The sequence below is a fragment of the Ramlibacter sp. genome (assembly GCF_013697775.1).
In the GTDB taxonomy this organism is placed as follows: domain Bacteria; phylum Pseudomonadota; class Gammaproteobacteria; order Burkholderiales; family Burkholderiaceae_C; genus Ramlibacter.
The window spans coordinates 1-21,979 of sequence record NZ_JACCWG010000466.1; the positions used below are offsets into that span (position 1 = coordinate 1).

Below are 21,979 nucleotides of genomic sequence, written 5' to 3' on the forward strand. Positions count from 1 at the left end.
TGCCAGCGCCAAGCCGGCCGCGCGGCGCAAGGGCAGTTGAACGCGCCGGGAGCCGGCATGCCCTGGACGCGCGCCGCGGTCCTGGCGGCGGCCATGCTGGCCGTCCTGGGCGGGTGCAAGCGCGCCGGCGACACCGCGCAGGAGGAGGAATCCACGGGCGGCACCTCGGTGCTGGGCAACTATGGCTGGCCCAGGCCGTCCACCCAGGGCCCGCTGTCGGCACCACCCGCGCCGCCCAAGGCCAAGGTGCGCATGGCGCCGGTCGCGCCGCACACCACGCTGGCCGTGTGGGCCGACCAGGGCCGCGTGTACGCGGCGCGCCATTCGCCAGTGCGCGGCTGGGACGCGGCCCAGGCGCTTGACCCGATCTACGGCCAGGCCAGCGCGCCGCGCCTGGTGAGCAACGGCCAGGGCAGCGCCCTGGTCGTGTGGCGCCACACCGTGGGCCACATCGACAGCCTGCGCTACAGCCACTTCGACGTGCGCACCGGCTGGAGCGAGGCCGACGTTGTGCCGGGCGCCCTGCCCCGCGCCCCGGCGTCCGGCCAGGACGCGGAAGCGACCGCGCCGCACCTGCAGATGGACGGTGCGGGCAACGTGCGCGCGGAGTGGCCGAGCGGCTTTTCGCAGCAGCAGCTGCAGGTCAGCACCTTCCTGCCCGGCGAGGGCTGGGCGCGCCCGCTGGACGTGCCGCTGGCCTCGGCCGAGCCGCTGGCGGCGGCGCCGGCACGGGCGCGCTGAAGCGGATCAGGCCACGCCGGTTGCCGGCATTTCCAGCTGCGCCTGCATGGCTTTCGCGCCGGTGTTCATCATGCCGTCGATGGCCGGCGCCAGCGCGTCGGGCAGCAGGTCGACCAGCCAGACGAAACGGCTGCGGCCACCCGCTTCCTCGATCACTTGCACCGCGGCGTTGTAGTGCGTGGTGCGCCCGCCTTCGGCCGTGTAGACCAGCCGCATGCCGGCCTCGTCGCGGGTGACCAGGCGTTCGCGCGCCTGCATGCCGTTGGCGAAGGTGATGCGGCGCACCGCGCCGTCTTCCTCCGCGACGCTGTCCACCACGAAGCCGGCCGCCAGCCGGCGGTGCACGTTGGCGAAATCGCGCAGCGCGTCCCAGACCTGGGACGCCGGCACGGCGACGGTGAACTCCTTGCGGATCGATGCCATCAGGCTCTCCTGGGCGGCCGTGCCGCCGTGGGTGGGGAAGAAGACCGGCCGCCCGCCTTGGCCTGTTCGGCCTCGGCCAGCAGCCATTGCACGAACGCCTGCGCGTCCGCATTGCGTTCGGCGTGCGGCGCCGGCACCACGAAGTAGCCGCGCCGCGAGAAGGCGCGCCCGCGCAGCGGCGCCACCAGCTTGCCTTCCTTGACCAGGTCGGCCAGCAGCGGCAGGCGGCCGATCACCACGCCCTGCCCTGCGACGGCCGCGGCCACGGCGTCGGTGTAGTGGTTGAAGCGCACGGCACCGGCCATGCGCACGCCCGGCAGGCCCATCACCTGCAGCCAGGGTTCCCAGTCGGCGGTGAGCGCGTCGCCGTGGTGCTGCATGTCGATGGCCAGCAGGGTGTGGTGCGCCAGGTCTTCGGGGCGGCGCAGCGGCCGCGCGGGGTCGCGCAGCAGCAGCGGCGAGCACATCGGCTGCACCTGCTCCTCGAACAGCAGCGGCCCTTCGCCCTGGCTGCTGGGCACCAGCCGCACCGCCACGTCGATGTCGCTGCGCTCCAGGTCGAGGATGTCCAGGGTGGCGGAGATGCGCACGTCCACTTTGGGATGCGCCGCGGTGAAGCGCACCAGCCGCGGAATGAGCCAGAGCGAGGCGAATCCCGGCGTGCTGGTGATGGCGACGCGGCGCACCGGGCTCGCGCCGCGCACGCGCGCGGCGGCGTCGCGCAGGCGCTCCAGGCTGTCGCCCACGGCGCGCTGCATGATGCGGCCAGCTTCCGTGAGGGCCAGCGCGCGGTGCCGCCTCTCGAACAGCTGCGCGCCCAGTGCGGCCTCGAGCTGCTGGATCTGGCGGCTGACGGCCGACTGCGACAACGACAGTTCCGCCCCCGCCTCGGTGAAGCTCAGATGCCGGGCCGCGGCTTCGAACGCGGGCAGCAGGTCCAGCGGCAGCTGCTGCGAGCGCGGCAGCGGTGACGTTTTGGCATGCGATATTTGCATGTGATGTATGCGAAACCGCCGTTTGTCTCCTGAGGGAAGCGCAACTATATTCGTTTGCATGACGCATGCAATAGAAACATCCATGGCTCCCGCCTCCACCTGCGGTGAGCACGCCCTCGAAGCGCGCGAGCTGCTGTCGGTCGCCGACATCGCGGGCCTGCGGATCCGCTGCATGCGCGGCAGCCTGTGGCTCACGCTGGACAACGATCCGCGTGACATCGTGCTGGAAGCCGGCGACGATTTCGTGGGCACGGAGCACCGCCGCGCGCTGGTGTACGCATTCCAGCCGTCCACCGTGTCGCTGGGCACGGCGGCGGCGCCGATTCAGCAGGCACGCTGCTCGGCCGTAAGGCATCGCGCACCCGGGCGGACAGCGGTTCAGGTTCCGGTCTGACAAGCGGCAAGCTCTGCGCTCTCCACAATGGCTGCACTGATAACAGCCCCTAAGGAGAAACCTCATGCGCAATGCAAGCATCCTCATCGCCGGCCTCGCGGCTGCCGCCTCCATCGCCCTCGTCGGCTGCGACGTCAAGAAGACGCAGGAAGGCAACGTCACCGTGCCGAAGTACGACGTGCAGAAGACGCAGGAAGGCAGCGTGACCCCGCCCAAGTACGACGTCACCGGCCCGGACGTGAAGGTGGGCTCCACCACCAAGGAAGTGACCGTTCCCAAGGTGACGACCGAGAAGGAAACCATCACGGTGCCCAGCGTGGACGTGAAGACCGGCCAGGAGAAGAACGCGGAAAAGCAGGCGACCACGAAGCCGTAATCGCTCTTTCGAACCAAAGAAAAACCGGCCCTCGGGCCGGTTTTTCTTTGGCGCCGCCGTCGCCGGTATGCGACATACGGCGGGCGGATTCAGCGCCGGTGCGGCGGGCGCTGGCCGGGCGGGCCGGAGCGGGCGCGGTCCGGCAGGTGCCGGAACATGATGCGGCCCTTGGTCAAGTCGTAGGGGGAGAGTTCCAGCGTCACGTCGTCGCCGGCGATGATGCGGATGTGGTTCTTGCGCATCTTGCCGCCGGTGTAGGCGACCAGTTCGTGCCCGTTGTCCAGAACCACGCGGTAGCGCGAGTCGGGGAGCACTTCGGCCACGCGGCCGCGCATTTCAATCAGTTCTTCCTTGGCCATCTGTCCCGTTCCTAGAGCGCCCGGGCAAGGTACCTGCGGGAGTGCATCTCGAGCGGGTGGGTGCGGTGTGCCAGGGCTGTTGTTCGGTGTCGGACGACCCGGCGGGCCGTCGATCCATGCAATTGTAAGCCAGCGCGGCAGCCCCCGTACATCCGCCCGCCCCGGCGCGGCTCAGCGCGCCTGCCGCAGGAAGCGCCGCACGTTGTCGGGATCGTGGCCCACGTAGGTGACAGCGTGCTCCAGTTCCCGTTCGCTGCAGCCCAGCCATTTGCACCAGTTACGGCGCTCCCATTCGGGTTCCAGATGGATCAGGACTTCCTGATAACCGCGCTTGTCGATGTCTTCGGACATGGTTTCCTTTCCTCCTAGCCGATGACAAAGCTTAGGCCGCGCGCTTTTCCTTGCGCGCGGGAGGGCGCGCTTGCGTGCCGTGCGAATCCGCTTTGCGCCGGTGTAGGACACGCAGAGAGAAAAGGCCAGCGGTGCGGCCACAGTAAGATGGCCTCATGCAAAGAAGACCTCTACTCATCCTTACGCTGATTGCCGCGAGCTGCGTCGCCAACGCCCAGACCGCCACGTCTCCCGCCAAAAAAGAACTCGTCAACAAGATCCTGAAGCTGCAGCAGCCGGGAATCGAAGGCATGGCCCGCTCCATGGCCGAGCAACCCGCCGCCGAACTGCTGGCCCGCGCGCAGCCCGCGCTGGCCGTGCGCGTCGCGCCCGACAAGCAGGAGGCCGTCGCCAAGGAGATCCAGGCCGACGCGCGCAAGTACGTTGACGAGACCGTTCCCATCGTGCGCGACCGCGCGATCAAGCTCGCGCCCTCCACAGTGGGCGCGGTGCTCGAAGAGAAGTTCACCGAGGACGAACTCAAGCAGGTCGTCGCCTTTCTTGAATCGCCGACCTACGTGAAATTCCAGACGCTGGGCGGCGACATGCAGCGCGCGCTGGCCGACAAGCTGGTGGCCGACACCCGTGCCTCCGTCGAACCCAAGGTGAAGGCGCTGGAAATGTCGATCGGCAAGCGCTTGGGCGTACCCCCGCCGAATGCCCAGGGGGCCGCGCCGGCCTTGCCGGCCGCACCCGCCGGCAAGGCAGCGGCCAAGGCACCGACAGGCAAGTAGCGCCCCACGCAGGTGGGCTCTGCAGCGAAGCCGGCCTGCAATATCTTGTGACAGGGAAACACGCCCAGGCGTTTGCAAGCAAATAATGCAGGCGAAACCGGTGATGTCCAGTCATGAAGACCGCGCGAAAGCTCCTGTACGTCTCTTCCCACCCCTGCCCGCCCGCAATCGAAGAAGTCCTGCATGAGCGCGGCTGGGAGCTCGTTGCGGCGGCCAGCCTGCGGGCCACATGCGCCCTGCTGCGGCGTGAAGCGATCTGGGCCGGCCTGCTGGTGGTCGATTCCGATGCGTCAGCGCGCAGCATCGCCGCCGATTTCGAAGCCTGCCGCGACGCCGCCGATGCCTGCGAATGGGTGGCGCTTCTGCCGCCCGGCGCCATGCAGGCGCCGGTACTGCGCGACATGGTGGTGCGTCACTTCTTCGACCACCATACCGCTCCGGCCGATCCGCACTTTCTCGCGCAATCCCTTGGTCACGCGCACGGCCGCGCCCAGCTGCGACATGCCGCGCGCAGCGACGCACCGGACGGCGACGACCTGGGCCTGACCGGCGGCAGCACCGCGCTGGCGCAGCTGCGCCGGCTGGTACGCCGCGCCGCCCTGGCCGACACTCCGGTGCTCATCACCGGCGAGCCGGGCAGCGGCAAGGAGCGCATCGCGCGTGCGCTGCACGCCTGCTCGCCGCGTGCGGACGCCCCCTTCGTGGTGATCGACTGCGCAACAACGCTGCACGCGGAGGCGGCCGCGCTGCTGCAGGACACCGAGTCCGGCACGCTGCTTCTGGACCACGTGGGCGAGCTGCCACTGGACTGGCAGGTGCGGCTGCTGCGGCTGATGGTCGAGCGTGCCGCGGCGCGTTCGCGGCCGGGCCGCGGCGGCGGCCTGCGCATCGTGGCGGCCACCGACGTCGACCTCTCGCATGCGGTGGCGGCGCGGCACTTTCGCGAAGACCTGTTCTACCGCCTGAATGTGGTGGGGCTGGCCGTGCCGCCGCTGCGCAACCGCAAGGAGGACATCCCGGAGCTGGCGCGGCAGTTCCATGCCGACTGCGCGCGCGACGGCAGCGGCAGCCGCGGCTTCAGCCGGCAGGCCCTGGCGGCGATGGCCGTGCATACCTGGCCGGGCAACGTGCGCGAGCTGTTCAACCGGGTGCAGCGCGCCGTGGTGATGGCCGAGCGGCGCACCATCGGCGCCGCCGACCTGGGCCTGCAGGCAGCGCCCGCGCAACCGCTGGACAACCTGGAAACGACCCGCGTGCGCGCAGAGAAGGACGCGATCAGCCTGTCGCTGGACCGCTTCAGCCACAACGTGACGCTGGCCGCGCGCGAGCTCGGTGTCTCGCGCATGACGCTGTACCGGCTGATGGCCAAGCACAGCATCGCGACACGCAGCAGCGCCCCGCAGCCGCAGTAGCGCGCGCTCAGGTCGCCGCCAGGCCGACCTTGCTGTTGAAGTTGTAGCAGGCCGCCTCGAAGCTGCGGATCTCGAACAGCGCTTCCTTCAGGCTCATCTCGCCGCCGTCCATCAGCTTGCCGGCCAGGTGCTCGGTCAACGGCTTCAGGCGGGCCAGCACGGCCTTGGTTTCGCTGTAGAGGCGCTCGCTCTGCAGTTCCATGATGCCGCGCGTCTCCTCGTCCAGCGCGCTGCGGCCGCCGTCGTTGGCCAGCGCGCCGAAGTTCAGGCGCGTCTTGCGGTACATGCCCATCTCGGCCACCGCGTGGTGCAGCAGCTTGGTCACGCGGGTGATGTCGTTGTGGGCGCCGTTGGTCGTGCCCTCCTCGCCGAAGAACAGCTCCTCGTTGGCCATGCCGCCCAGCAGCACGCGCACGTCGTGCTCGATGTCGGACTTGGTCTTCAGCAGGTTGGCGCCCTGCTTGTGGAACACGAAGCCCAGCGCGTTGTTGCGCGGATTCGCCTTCAGCGAGATCTTGATGGTCTTCATCTCCGACTGCAGCTTCTCCCAGTCGCCGCCGGCGCGCTTGCGCTCCAGCTCGAAGTCCACCAGGAAGTGGCCCCACTCGTGGATCGCGATGATGCGGCGGTCGCGCTCGCGCTCCTTGGTGGTGTTGGTGTTGACGTTGCCCACCAGCACGCGCTCGGCCGCCTGCATCAGCGTGTCGGCGTCGATCATCTCGCCGGCCTGCACCGCGTTGATGCCCGCCTGGTTGATGATGGTCTCCAGATCGGCCGGGCTGCGGCCCTCGGTGATCTCCACCAGGTGGCGCAGGTCCATGTCGCCCGACACCTTGCCGGCGCGCTGCGACAGGTAGTGCTCCACGATGGACAGGCGCTCTTCCTTGTTGGGCATGCGGAAGTCCACCTTCATCTGGAAGCGGCGCAGCATGGCCTCGTCCATCTGCATGGATTCGCTGTTGAAGTTGGAGGCCACGATCCAGATGATCTCGCCGTCGCTCTTGGTGCGCACGCCGTCCAGGATCGCCAGCAGCATGTTCTGCGTGTCGTCGTCGAACTTGCGGTGGCCGCCGCGCTTCATGAACAGGTCCTGTGCCTCGTCCAGGAACACGATGCAGCGCTTGCGGCGCTTGGCCATGGAAGCGATGCGGCTGAGCGTGTTGGAGCCGCCGGCGACGAAGCCGGTCTCCAGGTTGGCCGCGGAATGGAACAGGATCGGCAGGTTCAGCTCCTTGGCCAGGTAGCTCGCCAGCTTCGTCTTGCCGGTGCCGGCCGGGCCGCTGAACATGACGTTGAACGGCTTGTCGATGCCGTACTCGGCGTACTCGGCGCGCCGCATGTACTGGTCCTTGATCTGCGCCACTTCGGACTTGATGTCGTCCATGCCGACCAGGTCGTTGAGCGAGCCATGCACCTGGGCCGGCTCGATGAAGCGCAGCGACTTGAACTGGCCCTTCAGCTGGAATGCCAGGAAGCCCAGCAGTCCGACCGTGAGCGTGGCCGACAGCACGGCGCTCACGCCGGCCTTCCAGCCGTCCTTCTCCGACTGCGGGCGCGCACCGGCGAAGCGCTCGTCCAACCGCTCCAGCATGGTCAGGCTCGCGTCGCTCAGTTCCGAGCGCGGAATGAACACCAGCTTGCCGCCCCACGGTGCGCTGACCGCCTTGTCGGAGAAGATCTTGGTTTCCATGTCGCTCGGGTAATAGGCGAACTGCTTGCCCTGCGACTCGATCAGCACGATGCGCTCGGACACGTTCCACATCAGCGGCTTGTAGACCACCGTGATGCGCTCGGCCTGGTTGGTTTCCAGGAAACCAAGCACCGAGCCGGTGCCGAACACCACGGGCAGCTTCTCGTTGAGAGTCCACAGGCGCTCGCCGTCGCCGCCGATGGCCATGGCACGGACCTGCTCGGCCACCACGCTGTGCTTTTGCCAGACCACCACGGAATACAGCGCCGACAGCGGAATGAGAATGGCGACGCAAGCCACCATCAGCTTGACCGGAAGCGCCTGGATGGCGAACCAGTCCTGCACGCGCGCGGTGAACTTGCGCAGCGCCAGCCAGAGGCTGGGTGTGGACGTGGCGGCGGTGTCTTCCACGGGGTCCTTGCGGGCCGACAAATCAGTCATGGCGATCCTGTCGAATCAGGCGCGCGCGCTTGGCATGGCGCATACGCGTCAAACAATCTGGGGAGCTTTTCCCGCGGTGCCGTTGCGGCGCTTTGTTGTTGTTTTTGGCCGCCTCGGCCGGGGCATCAGCCTGTCAGATGCATCCTACATAGACGTAGGACAGCGCGCCAGCTCTCTTCTGGCAACGGCAGCGCTGACAGGAGGCCACGTGACAAATTCACGTCTTCACGTCGGCGCGTGAGGGAGACGTTGGTTTTTTGCTGACGGGAACTGGAACGCGGCGCGACACTCCAACAAGGAGGCCGGGTTCTTTTTCAAGTTTCTTTCCCGGCCACTTGTCCCTCGGATCGAAAGACCGGGGGATTTTTTATGGCCACGGGATTCTTGATGGCCGCCGCCATCCCTTCGAGCCAGTGCACGGCCGCGCGGTCGGAGGTAAAGAGCACCACCGAGGCCATGCCTTCAATCGGGCGTGCATGGAGATCGATCAGGTCGACCGGCGCGAGCAGCGCGATCTTGAAGCGCTCGGACATCACCCGGCGCAGGCGGTCCCAGAGCAAGAACTTGCCTTCGACGGCGGGCGACGGCGTGACGCCCCGCACGTCGATGAGCACCCGGCCCATGCGCTCGCGCACGGCGACCGCCTTCACGTGATATGCCAGAGCCAGGGCATCGTTGTACTGCCATTGACCCTGCACATCGAACCGCAGGAAATCCTCTTCAGGACGCAGCGAAACAAGCAAGTTCATTACACGCCAGAGTGCCACATGTTCCGCGGGCGGCCAACACTAATCGTTTGAGCTGTACCGAATCGTGAATGACAAGGTTGGGCGCTTTTCCCAGTTGCATGTGCGGCCGCGCACCGCGCTACGCCATATGGCGCGCCACCAGAACCGTGAAGCGCCGCGCACGCGGCCGGGCTGGCGCCGTTGCTCCTCCTTACGCATCTGTCATTCTGCTATGTAGGACGGTGTCGCAAATTCGCGCTAGTGGCTGTAAAGGTGCCACGGCCGCGCACACCTTGTTGGCGAGGCACGCACACTCGTGCCTCATGCGTTCACCCGAACTTGCCGTAGAAAAGCTGTGGGGCCCGATCAACGGCCTTTACGTGGCCGCGTATGCGGCGCCGGTGGACGACGGCGGGCGCTATTGCGCCTACGCCAAGGTTTGCTGGCGTGAACCGCAGAGCTATTGGGATGCGCAATGCCTGTTCAAGCTGTTCGGTGGCGAGCAGCACGGCAGCGCCGAAGCCGCCATGGCACAGGTGCGGCGTGTCGCCTTTGCCAGGGTAGCCTGCGTCCCCGCCGCCGCTGTGTCCCTGCTGGACGTTGCCTCGCGCGAGGACAGCCTGCACGTGTTCGTGCCCCTGGTCTCGGCGATCCGCTGGCGCGTGCGCGACGCATGAGATCGCGGGCTGCGGCCCGCAATCTCATGCGTCGGCCTATCGCAATATGGCCGCGCTGCCTAGAATGGGATTTTTCGCCTCCGGCCATCCATGTCCCTCTCAAGCTGCTTCACCGCCTCGCAGCCGCTGCTGTGGCTGCACGTGGCGGGCGATGGGCTGCTCGCGCTGGCATGGCTGCTGCTCCCGCTCATTCTCATGGGCATCGTGCGCCGCCGCCCCGACATTCCGTTCGGCTGGCTGGCCTGGCTGTTCGGCGCCTTCATGGTGGCCGGCGCCCTGACCCACGCGATGGCCGCGTGGGCCCCGTGCGGGCCCATGGACTGGCTTTCCGGACTGCTGAAGGCCCTTGCCGCCGCGGCCTCGCTGGCTACCACCTGGTTGCTGTTCCGGCTCGTCCCGCGGCTGCGGGCGCAGCCCTCGCGTGAGCAGCTGCGCGAGGCCAACACGGCCCTGCAGCGCGAGATCGCGTCGCGCCGCGAGGCCGAGGCGCAACTGGTTCGCTCCAAGGCCGAGGTCGAGGCGTTGCTGGGCAAGACCACCCAGCAGGCGCAGCAGGCGTCGGCGCTGCTGGACCGCTTCTTCGACGTGGCGCCCGTCGGGCTGGCGCTGCTGGACCAGCAGGCGCAGTTCATCCGCATCAACCCGGCGCTCGCGCGCATCACCAACCGAGGTCCCCGCGAGTACCTGGGGCGCCACGTTGCCGATGTCGCGCGCATGGCTCCGCAGACCATCGCCGCGATCCGCACGGTCGCGCGCACCGGCGAGTCCCAGCTGGACCTGGAAGTCTCCCGGCCCGACGAGGACGGCAGCGAGCGCCACCTGCTGACGCAGCATTTCGCCATCGAGCTGCCGGGCGGAACGCGCCTGGTCGGCTGCGTGGTGCAGGACATCAGCTACCAGCGCGCGGTGGAGCGCCAGCGCGAGGAGGCCCTGGCAACCGCCGAAGAGGCCAACAACGCCAAGGACCACTTCCTGGCCAAGGTGTCGCATGAGCTGCGCTCGCCGCTGCAGGTGGCGCTGTCCTGCGCCGAAGTCCTCAAGCGCACGGCCGACATGCCGGCGTCCGCGCGCAAGTTCGTCGACCGGCTCGCGCACGCGGTGTCGATGCAGGCACGCATGATCAATGACCTGCTCGACCTGTCGCGCATCCTGAGCGGAAAGCTGACCGTGGTGAATGAGCCGGTCGATCCCGCCCTGCCGCTGCTGCACATCCTGGACCACTGGAAGGCGCAGGCACAGGCGCGCGGCGTCGCCCTCGATGCAAGCGGCGTGCAGGCCGGCCAGGCGGTGATCGATGCCGACCCGGCGCGGCTGGAGCAGATCTACGCCAACCTGATCGACAACGCGGTGCGCTTCAGCGGCCAGGGCGGCCGCGTGCTGGTGGGCGGCCAGAGCAGCCGCGGGCACTGGCGCTTTTTCGTGCGTGACTTCGGCGCGGGCATGCAGCGCGAGGACCTGCGCCGCGTGTTCGAGCCCTTCGCGCAGGGCGCCGACCAGCCGCGCGCCGGCAAGGGCCTGGGCCTGGGCCTGGCCATCGTCTCCAGCCTGGTCGACACCTTCGGCGGCCGTGTGTGGGCCGAGAGCGCGGGCCCAGGCACGGGTGCGACTTTCATCGTCGAGCTGCCGCGGCTGGTCGGCGACTCGCATCCGCCGTCGTACTTCGGCGAAGCCATTGGCGTGCCGCGGCTGGACGGGCTGCGCCTGCTGTACGTGGAGGACGAGGAGGAAGTGGGCGCCGCCATGCGCGACGGGCTGGAGCGGCTGGGCGCGCAGGTCGAGGTGGCGTTCAGCCACCCGCAGGCACGGGAGCTGCTGCAGCGCCTGCAGCTGGACGCCGTGGTGACCGACCTGAACCTGGGCGACGGCGGCTCGGGCCATGACGTGGCCCAGACGCTGCGCGGCCTGCCGCAGCACAACCTGGTGCCGATCATCGCGGTGTCCGCCTTCGGCACGCGCGACGATGTCGCCGCCACGCGCGAAGCGGGGTTTGCCGACCACCTGATCAAGCCGGTGGACGTGGCCGCCATCGCGCAGGTGGTGCGGCGGTGCGTCCTGCGTTAACTCTTAAAAAGCGCCTGCGGCGCTTTTTAAGAGTTGTTTGATATGTGCCGCCAGGCCCGGCAAAGCCGGTTCCTGGCGGCAAGGGAGACTGCGCTGCACGTTGTTTCACGCAGTCTGCGAAAGGGCAACGTGCCTGCCTTTCCTCCGGATTGCGCGCAGCAACGTGCAGCGCAATCCCTCTTGAAGGCAGGAGCCGGCTCTGCCGGGCCTGCCTTCACACATCAGACCTCCGTTAAAAGTCCGCAGGACTTTTAACGGAGAACCACCACCAGTTCGCGCGTGTCGCCGGCCGTCACCACCCACTCGTTGCCCTGCCTGCGCGCTTCGGCTTTGCCCTTGCGCACTTCGACGGCGCTGATGGCTGCGGCCGGGAAGATCCAGCTCAGTTCCTGCATGCTCTGCGTGCTTTCGGCGCGCAGCGTGAGCTTGCGGCTTTCGCGCACCACGCTCCACTGGGCCTGCTCGCGCCGGCTCATGAAGTCGGCCAGCCGCTCCATCGTGTACCAGCGAAAGCGCCCCTGCGCGGCGAGCCGCTTGGCCTCGCCCATCAGGCCTTCCATCACCGCGGTGTAGCGCGGCGCCGCCGGAGGGTGGAAGTAGAACAGGCGCGCCACGCGCTGGTCGGCCACGTAGTTGGACAGCTTGATCAGGAAGCCGCCGATGTCGTCCCCGGTGAAGGTACGGGCGCGCTTGGGATCTTCCAGCTCCTCGAAGGTGGCGATCTTCAGGTAGTTGGACACCGGGAATGCCCACAGGCTGCCCTCGGGCCGCTTCCCCTCGTAGTACGAGCGGGTGGGCCCGAGCCCGGTGTCGCCGGTGAAGTAGTAGGCCTTGAAACCATTGCGCTCCAGCCACTTGGTGGACCACACCGGCTGGTTGCCTTCCGGCGCGGAGTACGCGCGCACCGGCTTGCCGACGGCCTGTGCCACGGAGCGGTTGTTGGCGTCCAGCCATGGCTCGTAGTCGGCGCGGTTGGTTTCGGTAGCCAGGCCGCCGAAGATGTCGTGGTTCCAGCCGCCATGGTTGCCCACTTCGTGGCCGAGCGCCGCCTGCCGGTGCAGAAACTCCTGCATCACCGGGTTGTGGTCCAGGTCCATGCCCAGCTTGTCGCCCGGCTCGTAGGTGTCCGGCCCGGCCGTCACGTGCATGGAGAACGGCCCGGTCTTGAACCAGTCCCACTGTTCCAGCTGCAGCAGCGGCGCCTGCGCCGCGTTGGAGTCGATGTGCAGGTTGAGCACCAGTCCGCCCTCGCCGCGCGGCACCGGCGCCAGGCGCGGCAGCTGCGCGACGTCCACCGCGAAATGCCACAGCATGCGGTGGAGCATGTAGCCGTCGGTGCGGGTCTTCAGGTAGCCCAGCGGCAGGTTGACCAGCAGCACCTCGCCGTCGCCGTACTGGTTGCGCCCGACCACCACGTCGCCTTGCTGCGTGGCCATGACGGTGCGCGCGCCGTAGCGCGTGCCGGTGCGGAAGTAGCTGTGCTGCAGCTTGACGTAGCCGTAGGTCGTCATCTCGCCCATGCCGGGAACCGACGAGTACTTGAAGTCCAGCTTGCCGGGCTGCATGCCCAACTCTTTTTCCGTGTCGTGGTTGCCGTACACCGGGCCGCTGCCGATGGTGAGATCGCGCAGGTCGTCGTACATGGCGTAGCGCACGCCTGCCAGCCGCGACAGGCGCGATTGCCCGGCGGAATAGCCGCCGGTGTGCGTGTCCAGCACCGCCGCGTCGTACGCGATCATCAGCCTGCCGCCGGTCTTCACGTAGCTGTGCAGCTGGCTGATCAGCAGCTCCGACGCCACCTTGTGCACGATGTCGGGCAGGATCACGCCGGCAATGGAGTCGCGGTTGCCGCTGTAGCGCATGAACGCGTCGTCCGTCATGGTCTCCAGCGGCAGGCCCTCTTCGCGCGCGGCATCGATCCAGGCCTGCGCCACGGGTTGCTGCAGCGCCGCGCTGTCAGGCACCAGCAGCACCAGGGTGCGCGGCGGGGCCGGCGCCGCGGCGTACAGGCCGGCCAGCACGCTGGTCAGCACCACTGCTACCGCCAAGACCCACCAGCGCGCGGGAATCGATCGAAGCCGGCCCGGCACCGCGCCTTGTCCTTGCGCGCTCAAACCGCGGCCTGCGTGGGCGTGCGGCTCACCATCCAGGAGTAGAGCGCCACGAACACCATCAGGTCGAACACCAGGCCGAAGCACAGGTACAGCATGGGCATGAACAGCACCGAGAAGTGCTGCAGCACCAGCACGTGCAGCAGCGCCTTGTGCGGCAGCATGACCGCGAAGTACGCCAGCACGCCCAGCGGGTGCAGGAACTTCTGGTACAGCGGCAGCCGCAGCACGCCATAGCCCAGCGACAGCAGCAGCGGCATGGACAGCATCAGGTAGTAGCCGGCGTCGAGCATCGACTCCAGGTGCCCGCCCACCGTGTAGGGGAAGCTGGCCGGTTTGAACATGAAGAACAGCAACCCGCTGACCTGCACCACGCACAGGGTGCGCACCAGGTACTTGATCGGCGTGAGCCGGTCGCTCATCCACCAGGTGGAGGCGAATGCCGCGATCACCACGGCCGCCGTCACCACGCCGGTGGCGGGGCCGGGCACCAGCGAAGCCGCCGGGTCCGACAGCATCCACATGCGTTCGGTGCCGTTGGCGGCCAGCGCCAGCGGCAGCTGCAGGCGCTGCGCCCACCACAGGATGACCACGTCCCAGGCGTACAGCAGCGCCGGCCTGGCCAGCGCCATGAGCGTGGTCAGCACCACGACCACTGCCGCCATTTCCGCCAGCACCACGGGGCCCAGGCGGAGGTGGCGCAGGCTGCGGTGCATCAGCGCACCCTGCCCCTGCGCCTGCCCGCGCGTCTGCGCCAGCAGCTCAATGGCGGCTTTCACCACGCGCTGCTGGCCCGCATTGAGGGACAGGGAAGGCGCAGTCGAACTCATTCGGCAACCTCCGCGCTGCGCGCTGCGGTATGAACCCCTTCGGGCGGCCGGGCGGGGCTCATGGCATCTGCCAGAACAGTCCGGCGGTCACGCCGGTGCGGCGGTAGTAAGGGTTGCGGTAGCGCTCGGCCGCCACCTCGGCGCCCCAGTCCTTGCCGATCCAGTGGCGCACGTTCAGGCTTACCTCGTTGCTGCGGAAGTTGACCAGCGCGGCGCCGGCGCCGATGGACTGGTAGCCCTCCTCGCCCCAGCCGTAGCGGCCGGTCACCGTGGTGTGCTTCTCGCGGCCCCAGGTGGCGGCCACGAACTGCTGGCGCGTGTCCACGGCGCCGGGGCTGCCGTGGGTGAACTTCATCTCGCCCTGCACCACCAGCGGCATCTCGAAGTAGTAGGTGGCGCCCAGGCTCACGTTGCGGTCGATGTGGCCGTCCGGCGCGCGGTAGTAGCCGGCGCCCAGCGTGCCCACCAGGTTCTTCTTGTCCAGCAGCTTGCGGTGGATGAAGGCGTCGGCGCGCCAGCGCGGCAGGTATTCCGCGCCATTGCCCGCGCCGAGGGCGAGCGAGCCGAACCAGTCGGGGCTGAAGATGTAGGTATCGCCGAAGGCCACGTAGGTGCCCGATTCGTCCCAGCGCTTCATGGTCGCCAGTTCGGCGTTGAACAGGTGCTTGTCCACCTGGTAGCTGCCGCGCACGCCCACTTCGCGCCAGTCGGGGTTGCCGGCCGTGAGGTTGTGGTGCGAGACGTAGGCCTCGAAGCCGCGCTGCGGCGCTGGCGTGGCGGCGTCCTGCTGCGCGCCGGCGGGCTGCAGCACGCGGGACGACGGTTGCGTCGATTGCGAGCTCGTCTGCGCCTGAGCAAGGCCGGCCGCGCACAGAAGGCACAGCGGCGTGAGTCGGGTCAGTGTTTTCAGTTTCTTCATCTTCATTTCGTTTTATCTCAGTTGACAGTCGCCAGGATGTCGGCGATGCGGCGAGCGGAGCGCCCGTCGCCGAACGGACTGGCCGGCAACTGCATGGCGCGCCAGGCGGCATCGTCGGCGAGCAGCGTGGCGGATTGCTCCACGATCTGCCGCACGTCGGTGCCGACCAGCTTCGCGCCACCGGCCAGCAGCAATTCTTGCCGTTCTGTCGAGGTTCGTGTGATTAAAACGGGCCGGGCGAGCGCGGATGCCTCTTCCTGGATGCCGCCGGAGTCGGTCAGTGTGAAGCGGCAGCGCGCCAGCACCGACATCAGCGCCGGGTAATCCAGGGGCTGGGTCAGGCACACGCGCGAGCGCGAAGTGCGCGGCAGCGCGTTGACCACCGACTCCACGTCGGCGCGCACGCGCGGGTTCGGGTGCACCGGCCAGACCGCCACCGCATCCGGGAAATCACCCAGCAGCTGCCCGACAGCCGTGGCGATCCCACGGATGGGCTCACCCCAGTTCTCGCGCCGGTGCGCGGTGATCAGCACGATGTGGCGGCCCTTGTGCTCGGCCAGGAAGCGGCGCAGTTCGTCCGGCATGGCCTCGCCGGCGTCCCAGTCGGTGGCGGCCAGGCGGTCGCGCACCCACAGGGCGGCGTCGATCACGGTGTTGCCGACTTCGAAGATCCGCTCGTCGGGAATACCCTCGTTCAGCAGGTTCAGCCGCGACTGCGAGGTCGGCGGGAAGTGCCAGGCGGCCAGGCGGCCGATCATTTCGCGGTTCTTTTCTTCAGGGAACGGGTCGCGGGTGCCGGTGCGCAGGCCCGCTTCCACGTGGCCGACCGGCTTGTCGTGGTAGTAGCCCGCCAGCGCGCCCACAAAGGCCGAAGTGGTGTCGCCCTGCACCAGCACCACGTCGGGCTGGGTCTCCTCGATCACGCGGTTCACGTTCTCCAGCAACAGCGCCGTGAGGTGCGCCAGCCCGGGCGAGCTGCGCTTCAGGTCGATGCGCAGGTCGGGCGCCATGTCGAAGAAGCGGTACAGCACGTCGGCCATTTCCTCGTGCTGGCCGGTGTGCAGCACCAGCGAGCGGTCGCCGCGTTCCTTCAGCACCCGGTGCAACACGGCCATCTTGATGATCTCGGGCCGTGTGCCCATGATGGACAAATACGTTTTCATTGGCAGCTTTCCCTGGCGTCCGCCGGTGCGACGGACTTGCTTTTCAAAATCTGAGCGGCGACTTCGTCGGTCACGGTCCAGTGCGGGCCGTGGCGCGCCGGCAGCGCCGTGCGCAGCCAGCAGCGCGCCGCCAGCTTGTCGTTCTGGTCCAGCGCCACCACGGCCACCAGGCCCCAGGCGAAATCGGTCTTCACCTGCGTCAACCACTCGGCGCGGTGGCGCTTCATCCATTGCGCGTACCAGGCCTGGTCGCCGCCCGGGATGTGTGGAAACTTCACCAGCAGCGGGAAGATCTGGGCCACCGCGTCGGGATAGAAGGCCGTCTCGGCCGTGCGCTGCTCCAGCTGCGTGGAGACGTGGTAGCGCTTGGTGCCCTCGTCCCAGAACACCTTGTGCAGGGTGCGGCCGAAATCGGGCTGCCCGGGCGTCTGCACGCCGGCGCGCGCCGGCGCATAGCTCCACACCTCCAGGTTGTCCATGAACAGCCCGTGCAGGTACACCGGCGATACGATGTAGATGCCGCGGCCCTTGTCCTCCAGGCGCTTCAGGCTCTGGCGCGCCGACGCATGGCTTTTCTGCCATGCCGGGTTGCGCTTGAGCTCGGCCGGATTGGTTTCCAGGAACTTCAGCCACAGCGCCAGCTGCGAATCGTCGGCATCGGCGGTCTTGCACGGCGCCCAGGCAACGCCCTGGCGGCAGAAACGGTCGAAGGTGCCGTCGGGCTTTTGCCGCGGCATCAGCCATTCGGTCCAGCGCGCGGCCTCGCGCGAGATGTCCAGCCCATGCTCCTGCGCCAGCAGCAGCGCCTGCAGGGTGAAGTACGGGTCGATCGTCGCGCCCTTGCTCTGGATCGTGATCGCCCCGGCGTCATCGATGTAGCCGGCCAGGTCGAGCGGCACGGCTTGCGCACGGCCGGCGACACAGGACAGCAGCATCGGCAAAAGCGCGGCCCAGCACAGCAGGCGGCGCATCATCCCGCCACCCCCCACACCACGCCGGCCTGGCGCGCCCAGACGGTGCCGTGCGCGACCACGCCCTCTTCCGCGATGATGGCCCCGGCGTTCACCGTGGTCGGCGCGTCGAGGGCGCCCAGGCGCACGCCGGCGGCCAGCAGCAGGTGGGTCTCGCTCACCAGCGGCCCGCCGATCTCGGCGTCGCGCATCACGTGGATTCCGTTGTCGCAGATCACCGACCCGGTGATGCTGGCGCCCGGCCCCACCAGCACGCCCTTGCGCGCCTTGACGTCGCCTTCCACCAGCGTGCCGGCACCGATCGACAGGGTGCCGGTGACCACCAGCGAGCCGGTGAAGTGGCAGCCTTCGGGCAGCGCGCAGTCGCCGTCCACGCGGTACAGAGTCTCGGTGCGCTTCACGGCGCCCGGCAGCTCGGCCAGGTCGGCGCGCACGCGCTGCACCGCGTCGGGCAGCACGGCATTCACGCCGCGGCCGAAGCGCACCACCGGCGCATGCACGCGCTCGAAGCAGCAGCCGCGGTCCAGCTGAACGTCGCCGCCCGAGGAGACCCGCTGCACCGCCACGCTGTGCTCGCCCAGGTGCACGCTCTTGTCGGCATGCGCCCAGCCGGCCACGCGGCTGCGCGGGCCGAGGTCGAGCCGGCCTTCGGACATGATTTCGGAGAACATGCCGCCGCCGCGCATCTCCACATCGGCCGTTGCGTACAGCGGCCGCAGGTTGTGCACCGTGCCGAGCGTGCGCACCGGCTCCACCGCCAGCATGGGCAGGTTGCGGTGCAGCGCGTCGGGCGCGGTATCGAGCAGGTCCACCTCGCCGATCGGCTGGTAGCCGGCTTCGGGGCCGCCCGGGCGCAGCAGCGCCATGCGCTCGCGAAAGCGGTCTGCCAGGTACATCGGCTCCTGCGAGCCGTCCTCGGGCACCGGCAACGGGCCGGCATCGGTGGGCCGGCGCCATTCGCTCCAGGTGGGACCGAACGGCAGCGTCAGCATGACGATGCACAGCAGCGTGAACAGGGTCGCGAAAGCCGCGGTTTCAGTGGTCATGGCAGGGCCGCCTTTCGGTAACGCAGGGTTTTGTGCCAGACGAGCTCACGGCCGAGCAGGCGGTCGGTGACCGACTCCACCAGCGCGCGCGAGATCGCGAACAGGCTCACGAGGAAGCAAAGCAGGTTGATCGGCAGCAGCCGGATGCGGCGGCGGTGGCCGTCCAGCAGCACCGCGACCACAATCTCCAGGAAGGCCGCGAAGTTGCCGAGCGCGCCGTACGCCACCAGCGCCAGCATCGGGATGAACAGCGCCACCAGCGCGCCGCCATTGAGGTAATAGAGAACCAGCGCCAGCACCCAGCCCACCAGCAGCAGCGGCGGCACGGTGAACACCAGCAGCAGCATCAGGCCGTCGATGCGCTCGCGCAGCTGCAGGTAGGGGCTGGTGAGCAGCGGGCGCCAGCAGCGCCACAGCACCTGGTTGTGGCCCTTGGCCCAGCGCCGCACCTGGCGGATGCGTACCGACCATTCCTCGGGCACTTCCTCGTAGCATTCGGCGCGGTTGTTATAGATGGTCTTCCAGCCGCCCAGCAGCAGGCGGAAGGTGATGTCGGTGTCCTCGGCCAGCACGTCGTCGTGCCAGCCGCCTACCGCGTCGACGGCCGAACGGCGGATGCCGCCCACCGTGCCGCCGTACTGCGGCACGCCGCGCAGGTTCATGCGCGCCTGCTGGTCCACCTGGTAGCCGGCCGAGCGTTCCAGGTCCAGCAAGCGCGTGAGCAGGTTGCTGCTGGCGTTGGCCGGCACCACGCGGCCCATCACGGCGCCGACCTCGGGATCGAAGAACGGCGCCACCAGCTGGCGCAGCAGGCCCTTGGGCGGCACGTAGTCGGCGTCGAAGATGATGGCGATGTCGCCCTCGGCAAGCGCAAGCGCGTCCTTCAGCGCGGCCGACTTGCCCGGCTTGCCGCTGGTGCGGTGGAACGGGAAGAACAGCTCGGGGTGCTTGGCGACGTAGCTGTCGATGATGGCGCGCGTGTCGTCCTGCGAGCGGTCGTTGACCGGCACGATGCGCAGCTTGTCGCGCGGATAGTCGGTGCGCAGCAGCGCTTCCATGCAGCCGGCGACCACCTTCTCCTCGTTGTGCGCGGCGATGAACACCGTGATGCTTGGCCACGCAGCGATGCCGATGTCCAGGTAAGGCTGGCGCTGCTTTCCGAAAAGGCGGCTGAAGGTGAACACCGTGTGGCGCACGCCATAGGCAACCATGACCAGCACGATCAGGCCCAGCACCAGTGCGAGCACGGCGGAGACCGGTGAGGCGTAAACCGATCCCAGCGCGGGGTGGCCCGCAGTGGCGAGTGTGTCCATGGCAGATGTTTTCCGAGGAGTCGTTTTTGATGTGATGCGAATACTGGTCGAGGACCGCCGCACGCTGTGTGGCCTACCGAACAAACTACCGATGACATCAACGACGTCCTACACCCGGAAGCCTCCATAAAGGAGGTTATGACAAACCTCCTACGTATATCCACTTGATGCTCAGTCACCAATGCTTGACACGACCGAAGCCATGGCTGACAGGCGGATGGTTCGTTTTCCCACAAACTTTCGACACACTGCAACTAGAGTTGCTGCATGGACTCCCCGGACGCCTTCGACACCCCGCGCGCGGCGCTTTCGACACCGCTGCTGCAGCGCAACCGGCTGCTCGGGGCGCTGTCCACCGAGGCACGGCTGCGGCTGCTGCCCTCGGTCGACCTGGTGCAGGTGCGCACGGGGCAGTCGCTGGACCCGGCGCGCGGCGCGGCGCGGCGCGCCTACTTTCCGATCACGGCCATGGCCTCGGTGTGCCAGGTGTCACCCAGCGGAGAATCGACGCAGGTGGCCCTGGTCGGGCCGGAAGGCATGGTGGGTTTCCCGCTGCTCACGGGCAGCGAGGCGCCTTGGCTGCGCAGCACCGTTCAGCTGCCCGGTGCGGTGCTGGCGGTGGACGGCGCACGGCTGGCGCAGGAGTTCAGGCGCGGCGACACCACGACGCAGGTATTGCTGGGCTACATGCACACATTGATGGCGCAGATGGCGCAGGCCGCGCTGTGCCACCGCCACCACTCGATCGAACAGCAGCTCGCGCGCTGGCTTTTGGCCACCGCCGACCGCATGGCGGTGCGCGAGATCGCCAGCACGCAGGAAATGGTGGCAGGCCTGCTGGGCGTGCGGCGCGAAGGCGTCACCGAAGCGGCCGGACGCCTGCGCGACGCCGGGCTGATCGCCTGCCGCCGCGGCCACTTCACGCTGTTGGATACGCGCGGGTTGCGCGCGCGCGCCTGCAGCTGCTATGCGGTGCTGCAGTCCGGACAGGACAGCGGCGCGGGCGCGGGAACGGCCGGCCAGCCGCCCCGCACGGGCACGTCCACCACCGAGCAGGAGGAACAGTCGCACCCCGACCACGTTCCCCTCGCGGCGTGACCGCCGCGCGAAGGCCGTTGCCGCCCGGACTCAGACGTCGGCGGCGCCCGCCAGCACGCTGCGCGTGCGCTGGTAGAAGCCCAGCTCGTTGATCGTCACCATCGCGCGGTTGGCGGCGAACTGCCGCTCGATGGTGGCCATCTGCGCCTTGGCCTGGGTGTACATGCCGCGCTTGGCCGCCACGTAACCCAGCACGCCCCACGCATACGCGTCGTAGCGGCCGTCTTCCCAGCTGGGGGAATAGTTGTTCAGGTACTTCCAGGCAGAGTCGAACAGCGGCGCGCACTCGCTCACGCCGAAGCCCTGCACGAACACCTGGCAGGTGGTGCCAGGATAGAAGATGTTCAGCGTCGACGTGTAGGCGTCGCCGGGCGTGAAGCCGGCGGAAGTGGACTGGAACAGCCGGGCCAGCGCGTTGCCTATGCCGGTGGCGAAGTTGTCGTAATAGGCCGAATCGCCGTCGCCGCGTTCGCGCAGCAGGCCGGCGAAGTCGCGCAGGCCGCGATAGGCCTCGCAGTTGTCCATCAGGTAGCCGATGGAGTTGGCGCTGTTGCGGCCCGGCTGGAACACGCTGGTCAGGCCGTTGGGTTTGACCGCCATCGCGATGTTGCGGTAGGCGATGGTCTTCAGCTTGGCCTTGTTGGCCTCCCACCATGCCCAGTTGTTGCTGGCATGCAGGTAGCGGGCGACCAGCGACAGCAGCGTGGCGGCATACGAGTCGTCCGAGTCCGACAGCACGCGCCTGTAGTTGTTGTAATCGTACGAACCCATGGGAAATTCCACGTCGTCGATGCTGTAGTCGGCATTGACGCTGCGCAAATACAGATCCAGGTACGGACGGATGTATGTTTCCAGGTTGGTCGCGCTGAGGTATTGCACGATCGGCAACAAGCCGAGCTGCGCGAAGTACCAGTTGAATTTGCCGTTCGGCGCGATCACGAAGCCGCCGGCGTACGGACCGCTGGTGATACGCAGCGACGCGATGTGCGAAATCACGTCGATGCCGGTGGTCGGCGCTGGTGCCGGAGCCGGCGCGGGGGCCGGAGCTGGCGCAGGTGCCGGCGCGGGGGCTGGAGCCGGCGCTGGCGCTGGCGCTGGCGCTGGCGC

General features: G+C 68.3%; 23 protein-coding genes. 9 read left to right on the top strand and 14 right to left on the bottom strand.

Going from position 1 to position 21,979, the window contains the following annotated elements; genetic code table 11:
* The coding region (locus H0U68_RS23665) for a hypothetical protein (protein ID WP_296359384.1) at window positions 1-741 on the top strand (741 nt) is incomplete at its 5' end.
* Between the two features lie 6 nt (window positions 742-747).
* On the opposite strand, the gene H0U68_RS23670 is transcribed toward H0U68_RS23665, so the two are convergent.
* Entirely contained in the window at window positions 748-1,164 is a 417-nt protein-coding gene (locus tag H0U68_RS23670; RefSeq protein ID WP_296359386.1) for an SRPBCC family protein, read from the bottom strand.
* Entirely contained in the window at window positions 1,164-2,159 is a 996-nt protein-coding gene (locus H0U68_RS23675; RefSeq protein ID WP_296359387.1) for a LysR substrate-binding domain-containing protein, read from the bottom strand. The genes H0U68_RS23670 and H0U68_RS23675 overlap by 1 nt, the downstream gene beginning before the upstream one ends.
* Window positions 2,160-2,241: 82 nt before the next feature.
* Between H0U68_RS23675 and H0U68_RS23680 the strand changes: the two genes are divergently transcribed.
* Window positions 2,242-2,553: a DUF2917 domain-containing protein gene (locus tag H0U68_RS23680; RefSeq protein WP_296359389.1), complete on the top strand. Its 312-nt coding sequence runs from the start codon at window positions 2,242-2,244 to the stop codon at window positions 2,551-2,553.
* Between the two features lie 64 nt (window positions 2,554-2,617).
* Window positions 2,618-2,929, top strand: a complete 312-nt coding sequence (locus H0U68_RS23685) for a hypothetical protein (protein WP_296359391.1) — start codon at window positions 2,618-2,620, stop codon at window positions 2,927-2,929.
* Between the two features lie 89 nt (window positions 2,930-3,018).
* Here H0U68_RS23685 and infA read toward each other — a convergent pair whose 3' ends face one another.
* Together infA and H0U68_RS23695 are read right to left on the bottom strand one after the other, a co-directional pair.
* Window positions 3,019-3,288: a translation initiation factor IF-1 gene (gene infA / locus H0U68_RS23690; protein ID WP_296359393.1), complete on the bottom strand. Its 270-nt coding sequence runs from the start codon at window positions 3,286-3,288 to the stop codon at window positions 3,019-3,021.
* Between the two features lie 171 nt (window positions 3,289-3,459).
* On the bottom strand, window positions 3,460-3,639 hold the full coding sequence (locus tag H0U68_RS23695; protein WP_296359395.1) for a DUF3606 domain-containing protein: 180 nt from the start codon (window positions 3,637-3,639) through the stop codon (window positions 3,460-3,462).
* Between the two features lie 155 nt (window positions 3,640-3,794).
* Between H0U68_RS23695 and H0U68_RS23700 the strand changes: the two genes are divergently transcribed.
* Complete coding sequence (locus tag H0U68_RS23700; protein ID WP_296359397.1) at window positions 3,795-4,412, top strand: DUF2059 domain-containing protein; 618 nt, start codon at window positions 3,795-3,797, stop codon at window positions 4,410-4,412.
* 113 nt (window positions 4,413-4,525) lie between these two features.
* Window positions 4,526-5,824, top strand: a complete 1,299-nt coding sequence (locus H0U68_RS23705) for a sigma 54-interacting transcriptional regulator (RefSeq protein ID WP_296359399.1) — start codon at window positions 4,526-4,528, stop codon at window positions 5,822-5,824.
* Between the two features lie 7 nt (window positions 5,825-5,831).
* On the opposite strand, the gene H0U68_RS23710 is transcribed toward H0U68_RS23705, so the two are convergent.
* The gene (locus H0U68_RS23710) at window positions 5,832-7,955 is read right to left on the bottom strand and encodes an AAA family ATPase (RefSeq protein WP_296359401.1); all 2,124 of its coding nucleotides are present in this window, start codon (window positions 7,953-7,955) and stop codon (window positions 5,832-5,834) included.
* Here H0U68_RS23710 and H0U68_RS23715 point away from each other — a divergent pair.
* Window positions 7,954-8,196: a hypothetical protein gene (locus tag H0U68_RS23715; RefSeq protein ID WP_296359402.1), complete on the top strand. Its 243-nt coding sequence runs from the start codon at window positions 7,954-7,956 to the stop codon at window positions 8,194-8,196. The genes H0U68_RS23710 and H0U68_RS23715 overlap by 2 nt on opposite strands.
* Window positions 8,197-8,269: 73 nt before the next feature.
* Here the strand turns inward: H0U68_RS23715 and H0U68_RS23720 are convergent, their stop codons facing one another.
* Entirely contained in the window at window positions 8,270-8,704 is a 435-nt protein-coding gene (locus tag H0U68_RS23720) for a hypothetical protein (protein ID WP_296359404.1), read from the bottom strand.
* A gap of 302 nt (window positions 8,705-9,006) precedes the next feature.
* On the opposite strand from H0U68_RS23720, the gene H0U68_RS23725 reads away from it, so the two are divergent.
* Both H0U68_RS23725 and H0U68_RS23730 read left to right on the top strand, forming a co-directional pair.
* On the top strand, window positions 9,007-9,360 hold the full coding sequence (locus H0U68_RS23725) for a hypothetical protein (protein ID WP_296359406.1): 354 nt from the start codon (window positions 9,007-9,009) through the stop codon (window positions 9,358-9,360).
* 90 nt (window positions 9,361-9,450) lie between these two features.
* Window positions 9,451-11,421: an ATP-binding protein gene (locus tag H0U68_RS23730; RefSeq protein ID WP_296359408.1), complete on the top strand. Its 1,971-nt coding sequence runs from the start codon at window positions 9,451-9,453 to the stop codon at window positions 11,419-11,421.
* Window positions 11,422-11,672: 251 nt separating this feature from the next.
* Here H0U68_RS23730 and H0U68_RS23735 read toward each other — a convergent pair whose 3' ends face one another.
* From H0U68_RS23735 to H0U68_RS23765, 7 genes are read right to left on the bottom strand one after another with little or no spacing between them, the layout of a single operon-like run.
* On the bottom strand, window positions 11,673-13,535 hold the full coding sequence (locus H0U68_RS23735; RefSeq protein ID WP_296359410.1) for a polysaccharide deacetylase family protein: 1,863 nt from the start codon (window positions 13,533-13,535) through the stop codon (window positions 11,673-11,675).
* Window positions 13,532-14,362, bottom strand: coding sequence for a hypothetical protein (locus H0U68_RS23740; RefSeq protein ID WP_296359411.1), 831 nt, complete (start codon window positions 14,360-14,362; stop codon window positions 13,532-13,534). The genes H0U68_RS23735 and H0U68_RS23740 overlap by 4 nt, the downstream gene beginning before the upstream one ends.
* A 58-nt stretch (window positions 14,363-14,420) precedes the next feature.
* Complete coding sequence (locus H0U68_RS23745) at window positions 14,421-15,281, bottom strand: YaiO family outer membrane beta-barrel protein (protein ID WP_296359413.1); 861 nt, start codon at window positions 15,279-15,281, stop codon at window positions 14,421-14,423.
* Window positions 15,282-15,298: 17 nt separating this feature from the next.
* The gene (gene wecB / locus H0U68_RS23750; protein ID WP_296359416.1) at window positions 15,299-16,444 is read right to left on the bottom strand and encodes a UDP-N-acetylglucosamine 2-epimerase (non-hydrolyzing); all 1,146 of its coding nucleotides are present in this window, start codon (window positions 16,442-16,444) and stop codon (window positions 15,299-15,301) included.
* Window positions 16,441-17,418, bottom strand: a complete 978-nt coding sequence (locus tag H0U68_RS23755) for a hypothetical protein (RefSeq protein ID WP_296359418.1) — start codon at window positions 17,416-17,418, stop codon at window positions 16,441-16,443. Before H0U68_RS23755 ends, wecB begins: the two co-directional genes overlap by 4 nt.
* Window positions 17,415-18,461 carry a polymer-forming cytoskeletal protein gene (locus tag H0U68_RS23760; RefSeq protein ID WP_296359420.1) on the bottom strand — a complete coding sequence of 349 codons (1,047 nt, stop codon included), beginning with the start codon at window positions 18,459-18,461 and terminating at the stop codon, window positions 17,415-17,417. The genes H0U68_RS23755 and H0U68_RS23760 overlap by 4 nt, the downstream gene beginning before the upstream one ends.
* Complete coding sequence (locus tag H0U68_RS23765; RefSeq protein WP_296359421.1) at window positions 18,458-19,774, bottom strand: glycosyltransferase family 2 protein; 1,317 nt, start codon at window positions 19,772-19,774, stop codon at window positions 18,458-18,460. Before H0U68_RS23765 ends, H0U68_RS23760 begins: the two co-directional genes overlap by 4 nt.
* Window positions 19,775-20,041: 267 nt before the next feature.
* Between H0U68_RS23765 and H0U68_RS23770 the strand changes: the two genes are divergently transcribed.
* Window positions 20,042-20,872 carry a Crp/Fnr family transcriptional regulator gene (locus H0U68_RS23770; protein ID WP_296359423.1) on the top strand — a complete coding sequence of 277 codons (831 nt, stop codon included), beginning with the start codon at window positions 20,042-20,044 and terminating at the stop codon, window positions 20,870-20,872.
* Window positions 20,873-20,902: 30 nt separating this feature from the next.
* On the opposite strand, the gene H0U68_RS23775 is transcribed toward H0U68_RS23770, so the two are convergent.
* On the bottom strand, window positions 20,903-21,979 hold a 1,077-nt coding region (locus H0U68_RS23775), incomplete at its 5' end, for a hypothetical protein (protein ID WP_365732307.1).

Excerpts from the sequence above, each read along its gene's own strand:
- H0U68_RS23695 (WP_296359395.1), bottom strand. The coding sequence starts at position 3,639 with ATGTCCGAAGACATCGACAAGCGCGGTTATCAGGAAGTCCTGATCCAT.
- H0U68_RS23675 (WP_296359387.1), bottom strand. The coding sequence starts at position 2,159 with ATGCAAATATCGCATGCCAAAACGTCACCGCTGCCGCGCTCGCAGCAG.
- wecB (WP_296359416.1), bottom strand. The coding sequence starts at position 16,444 with ATGAAAACGTATTTGTCCATCATGGGCACACGGCCCGAGATCATCAAG.
- H0U68_RS23685 (WP_296359391.1), top strand. The coding sequence starts at position 2,618 with ATGCGCAATGCAAGCATCCTCATCGCCGGCCTCGCGGCTGCCGCCTCC.
- H0U68_RS23710 (WP_296359401.1), bottom strand. The coding sequence starts at position 7,955 with ATGACTGATTTGTCGGCCCGCAAGGACCCCGTGGAAGACACCGCCGCC.
- H0U68_RS23705 (WP_296359399.1), top strand. The coding sequence starts at position 4,526 with ATGAAGACCGCGCGAAAGCTCCTGTACGTCTCTTCCCACCCCTGCCCG.
- H0U68_RS23760 (WP_296359420.1), bottom strand. The coding sequence starts at position 18,461 with ATGACCACTGAAACCGCGGCTTTCGCGACCCTGTTCACGCTGCTGTGC.
- H0U68_RS23770 (WP_296359423.1), top strand. The coding sequence starts at position 20,042 with ATGGACTCCCCGGACGCCTTCGACACCCCGCGCGCGGCGCTTTCGACA.
- H0U68_RS23680 (WP_296359389.1), top strand. The coding sequence starts at position 2,242 with ATGGCTCCCGCCTCCACCTGCGGTGAGCACGCCCTCGAAGCGCGCGAG.
- H0U68_RS23745 (WP_296359413.1), bottom strand. The coding sequence starts at position 15,281 with ATGAAGAAACTGAAAACACTGACCCGACTCACGCCGCTGTGCCTTCTG.
- H0U68_RS23715 (WP_296359402.1), top strand. The coding sequence starts at position 7,954 with ATGGCGATCCTGTCGAATCAGGCGCGCGCGCTTGGCATGGCGCATACG.
- H0U68_RS23670 (WP_296359386.1), bottom strand. The coding sequence starts at position 1,164 with ATGGCATCGATCCGCAAGGAGTTCACCGTCGCCGTGCCGGCGTCCCAG.
- H0U68_RS23725 (WP_296359406.1), top strand. The coding sequence starts at position 9,007 with ATGCGTTCACCCGAACTTGCCGTAGAAAAGCTGTGGGGCCCGATCAAC.
- H0U68_RS23755 (WP_296359418.1), bottom strand. The coding sequence starts at position 17,418 with ATGATGCGCCGCCTGCTGTGCTGGGCCGCGCTTTTGCCGATGCTGCTG.
- H0U68_RS23700 (WP_296359397.1), top strand. The coding sequence starts at position 3,795 with ATGCAAAGAAGACCTCTACTCATCCTTACGCTGATTGCCGCGAGCTGC.
- H0U68_RS23740 (WP_296359411.1), bottom strand. The coding sequence starts at position 14,362 with ATGAGTTCGACTGCGCCTTCCCTGTCCCTCAATGCGGGCCAGCAGCGC.
- H0U68_RS23765 (WP_296359421.1), bottom strand. The coding sequence starts at position 19,774 with ATGGACACACTCGCCACTGCGGGCCACCCCGCGCTGGGATCGGTTTAC.
- H0U68_RS23730 (WP_296359408.1), top strand. The coding sequence starts at position 9,451 with ATGTCCCTCTCAAGCTGCTTCACCGCCTCGCAGCCGCTGCTGTGGCTG.
- infA (WP_296359393.1), bottom strand. The coding sequence starts at position 3,288 with ATGGCCAAGGAAGAACTGATTGAAATGCGCGGCCGCGTGGCCGAAGTG.
- H0U68_RS23720 (WP_296359404.1), bottom strand. The coding sequence starts at position 8,704 with ATGAACTTGCTTGTTTCGCTGCGTCCTGAAGAGGATTTCCTGCGGTTC.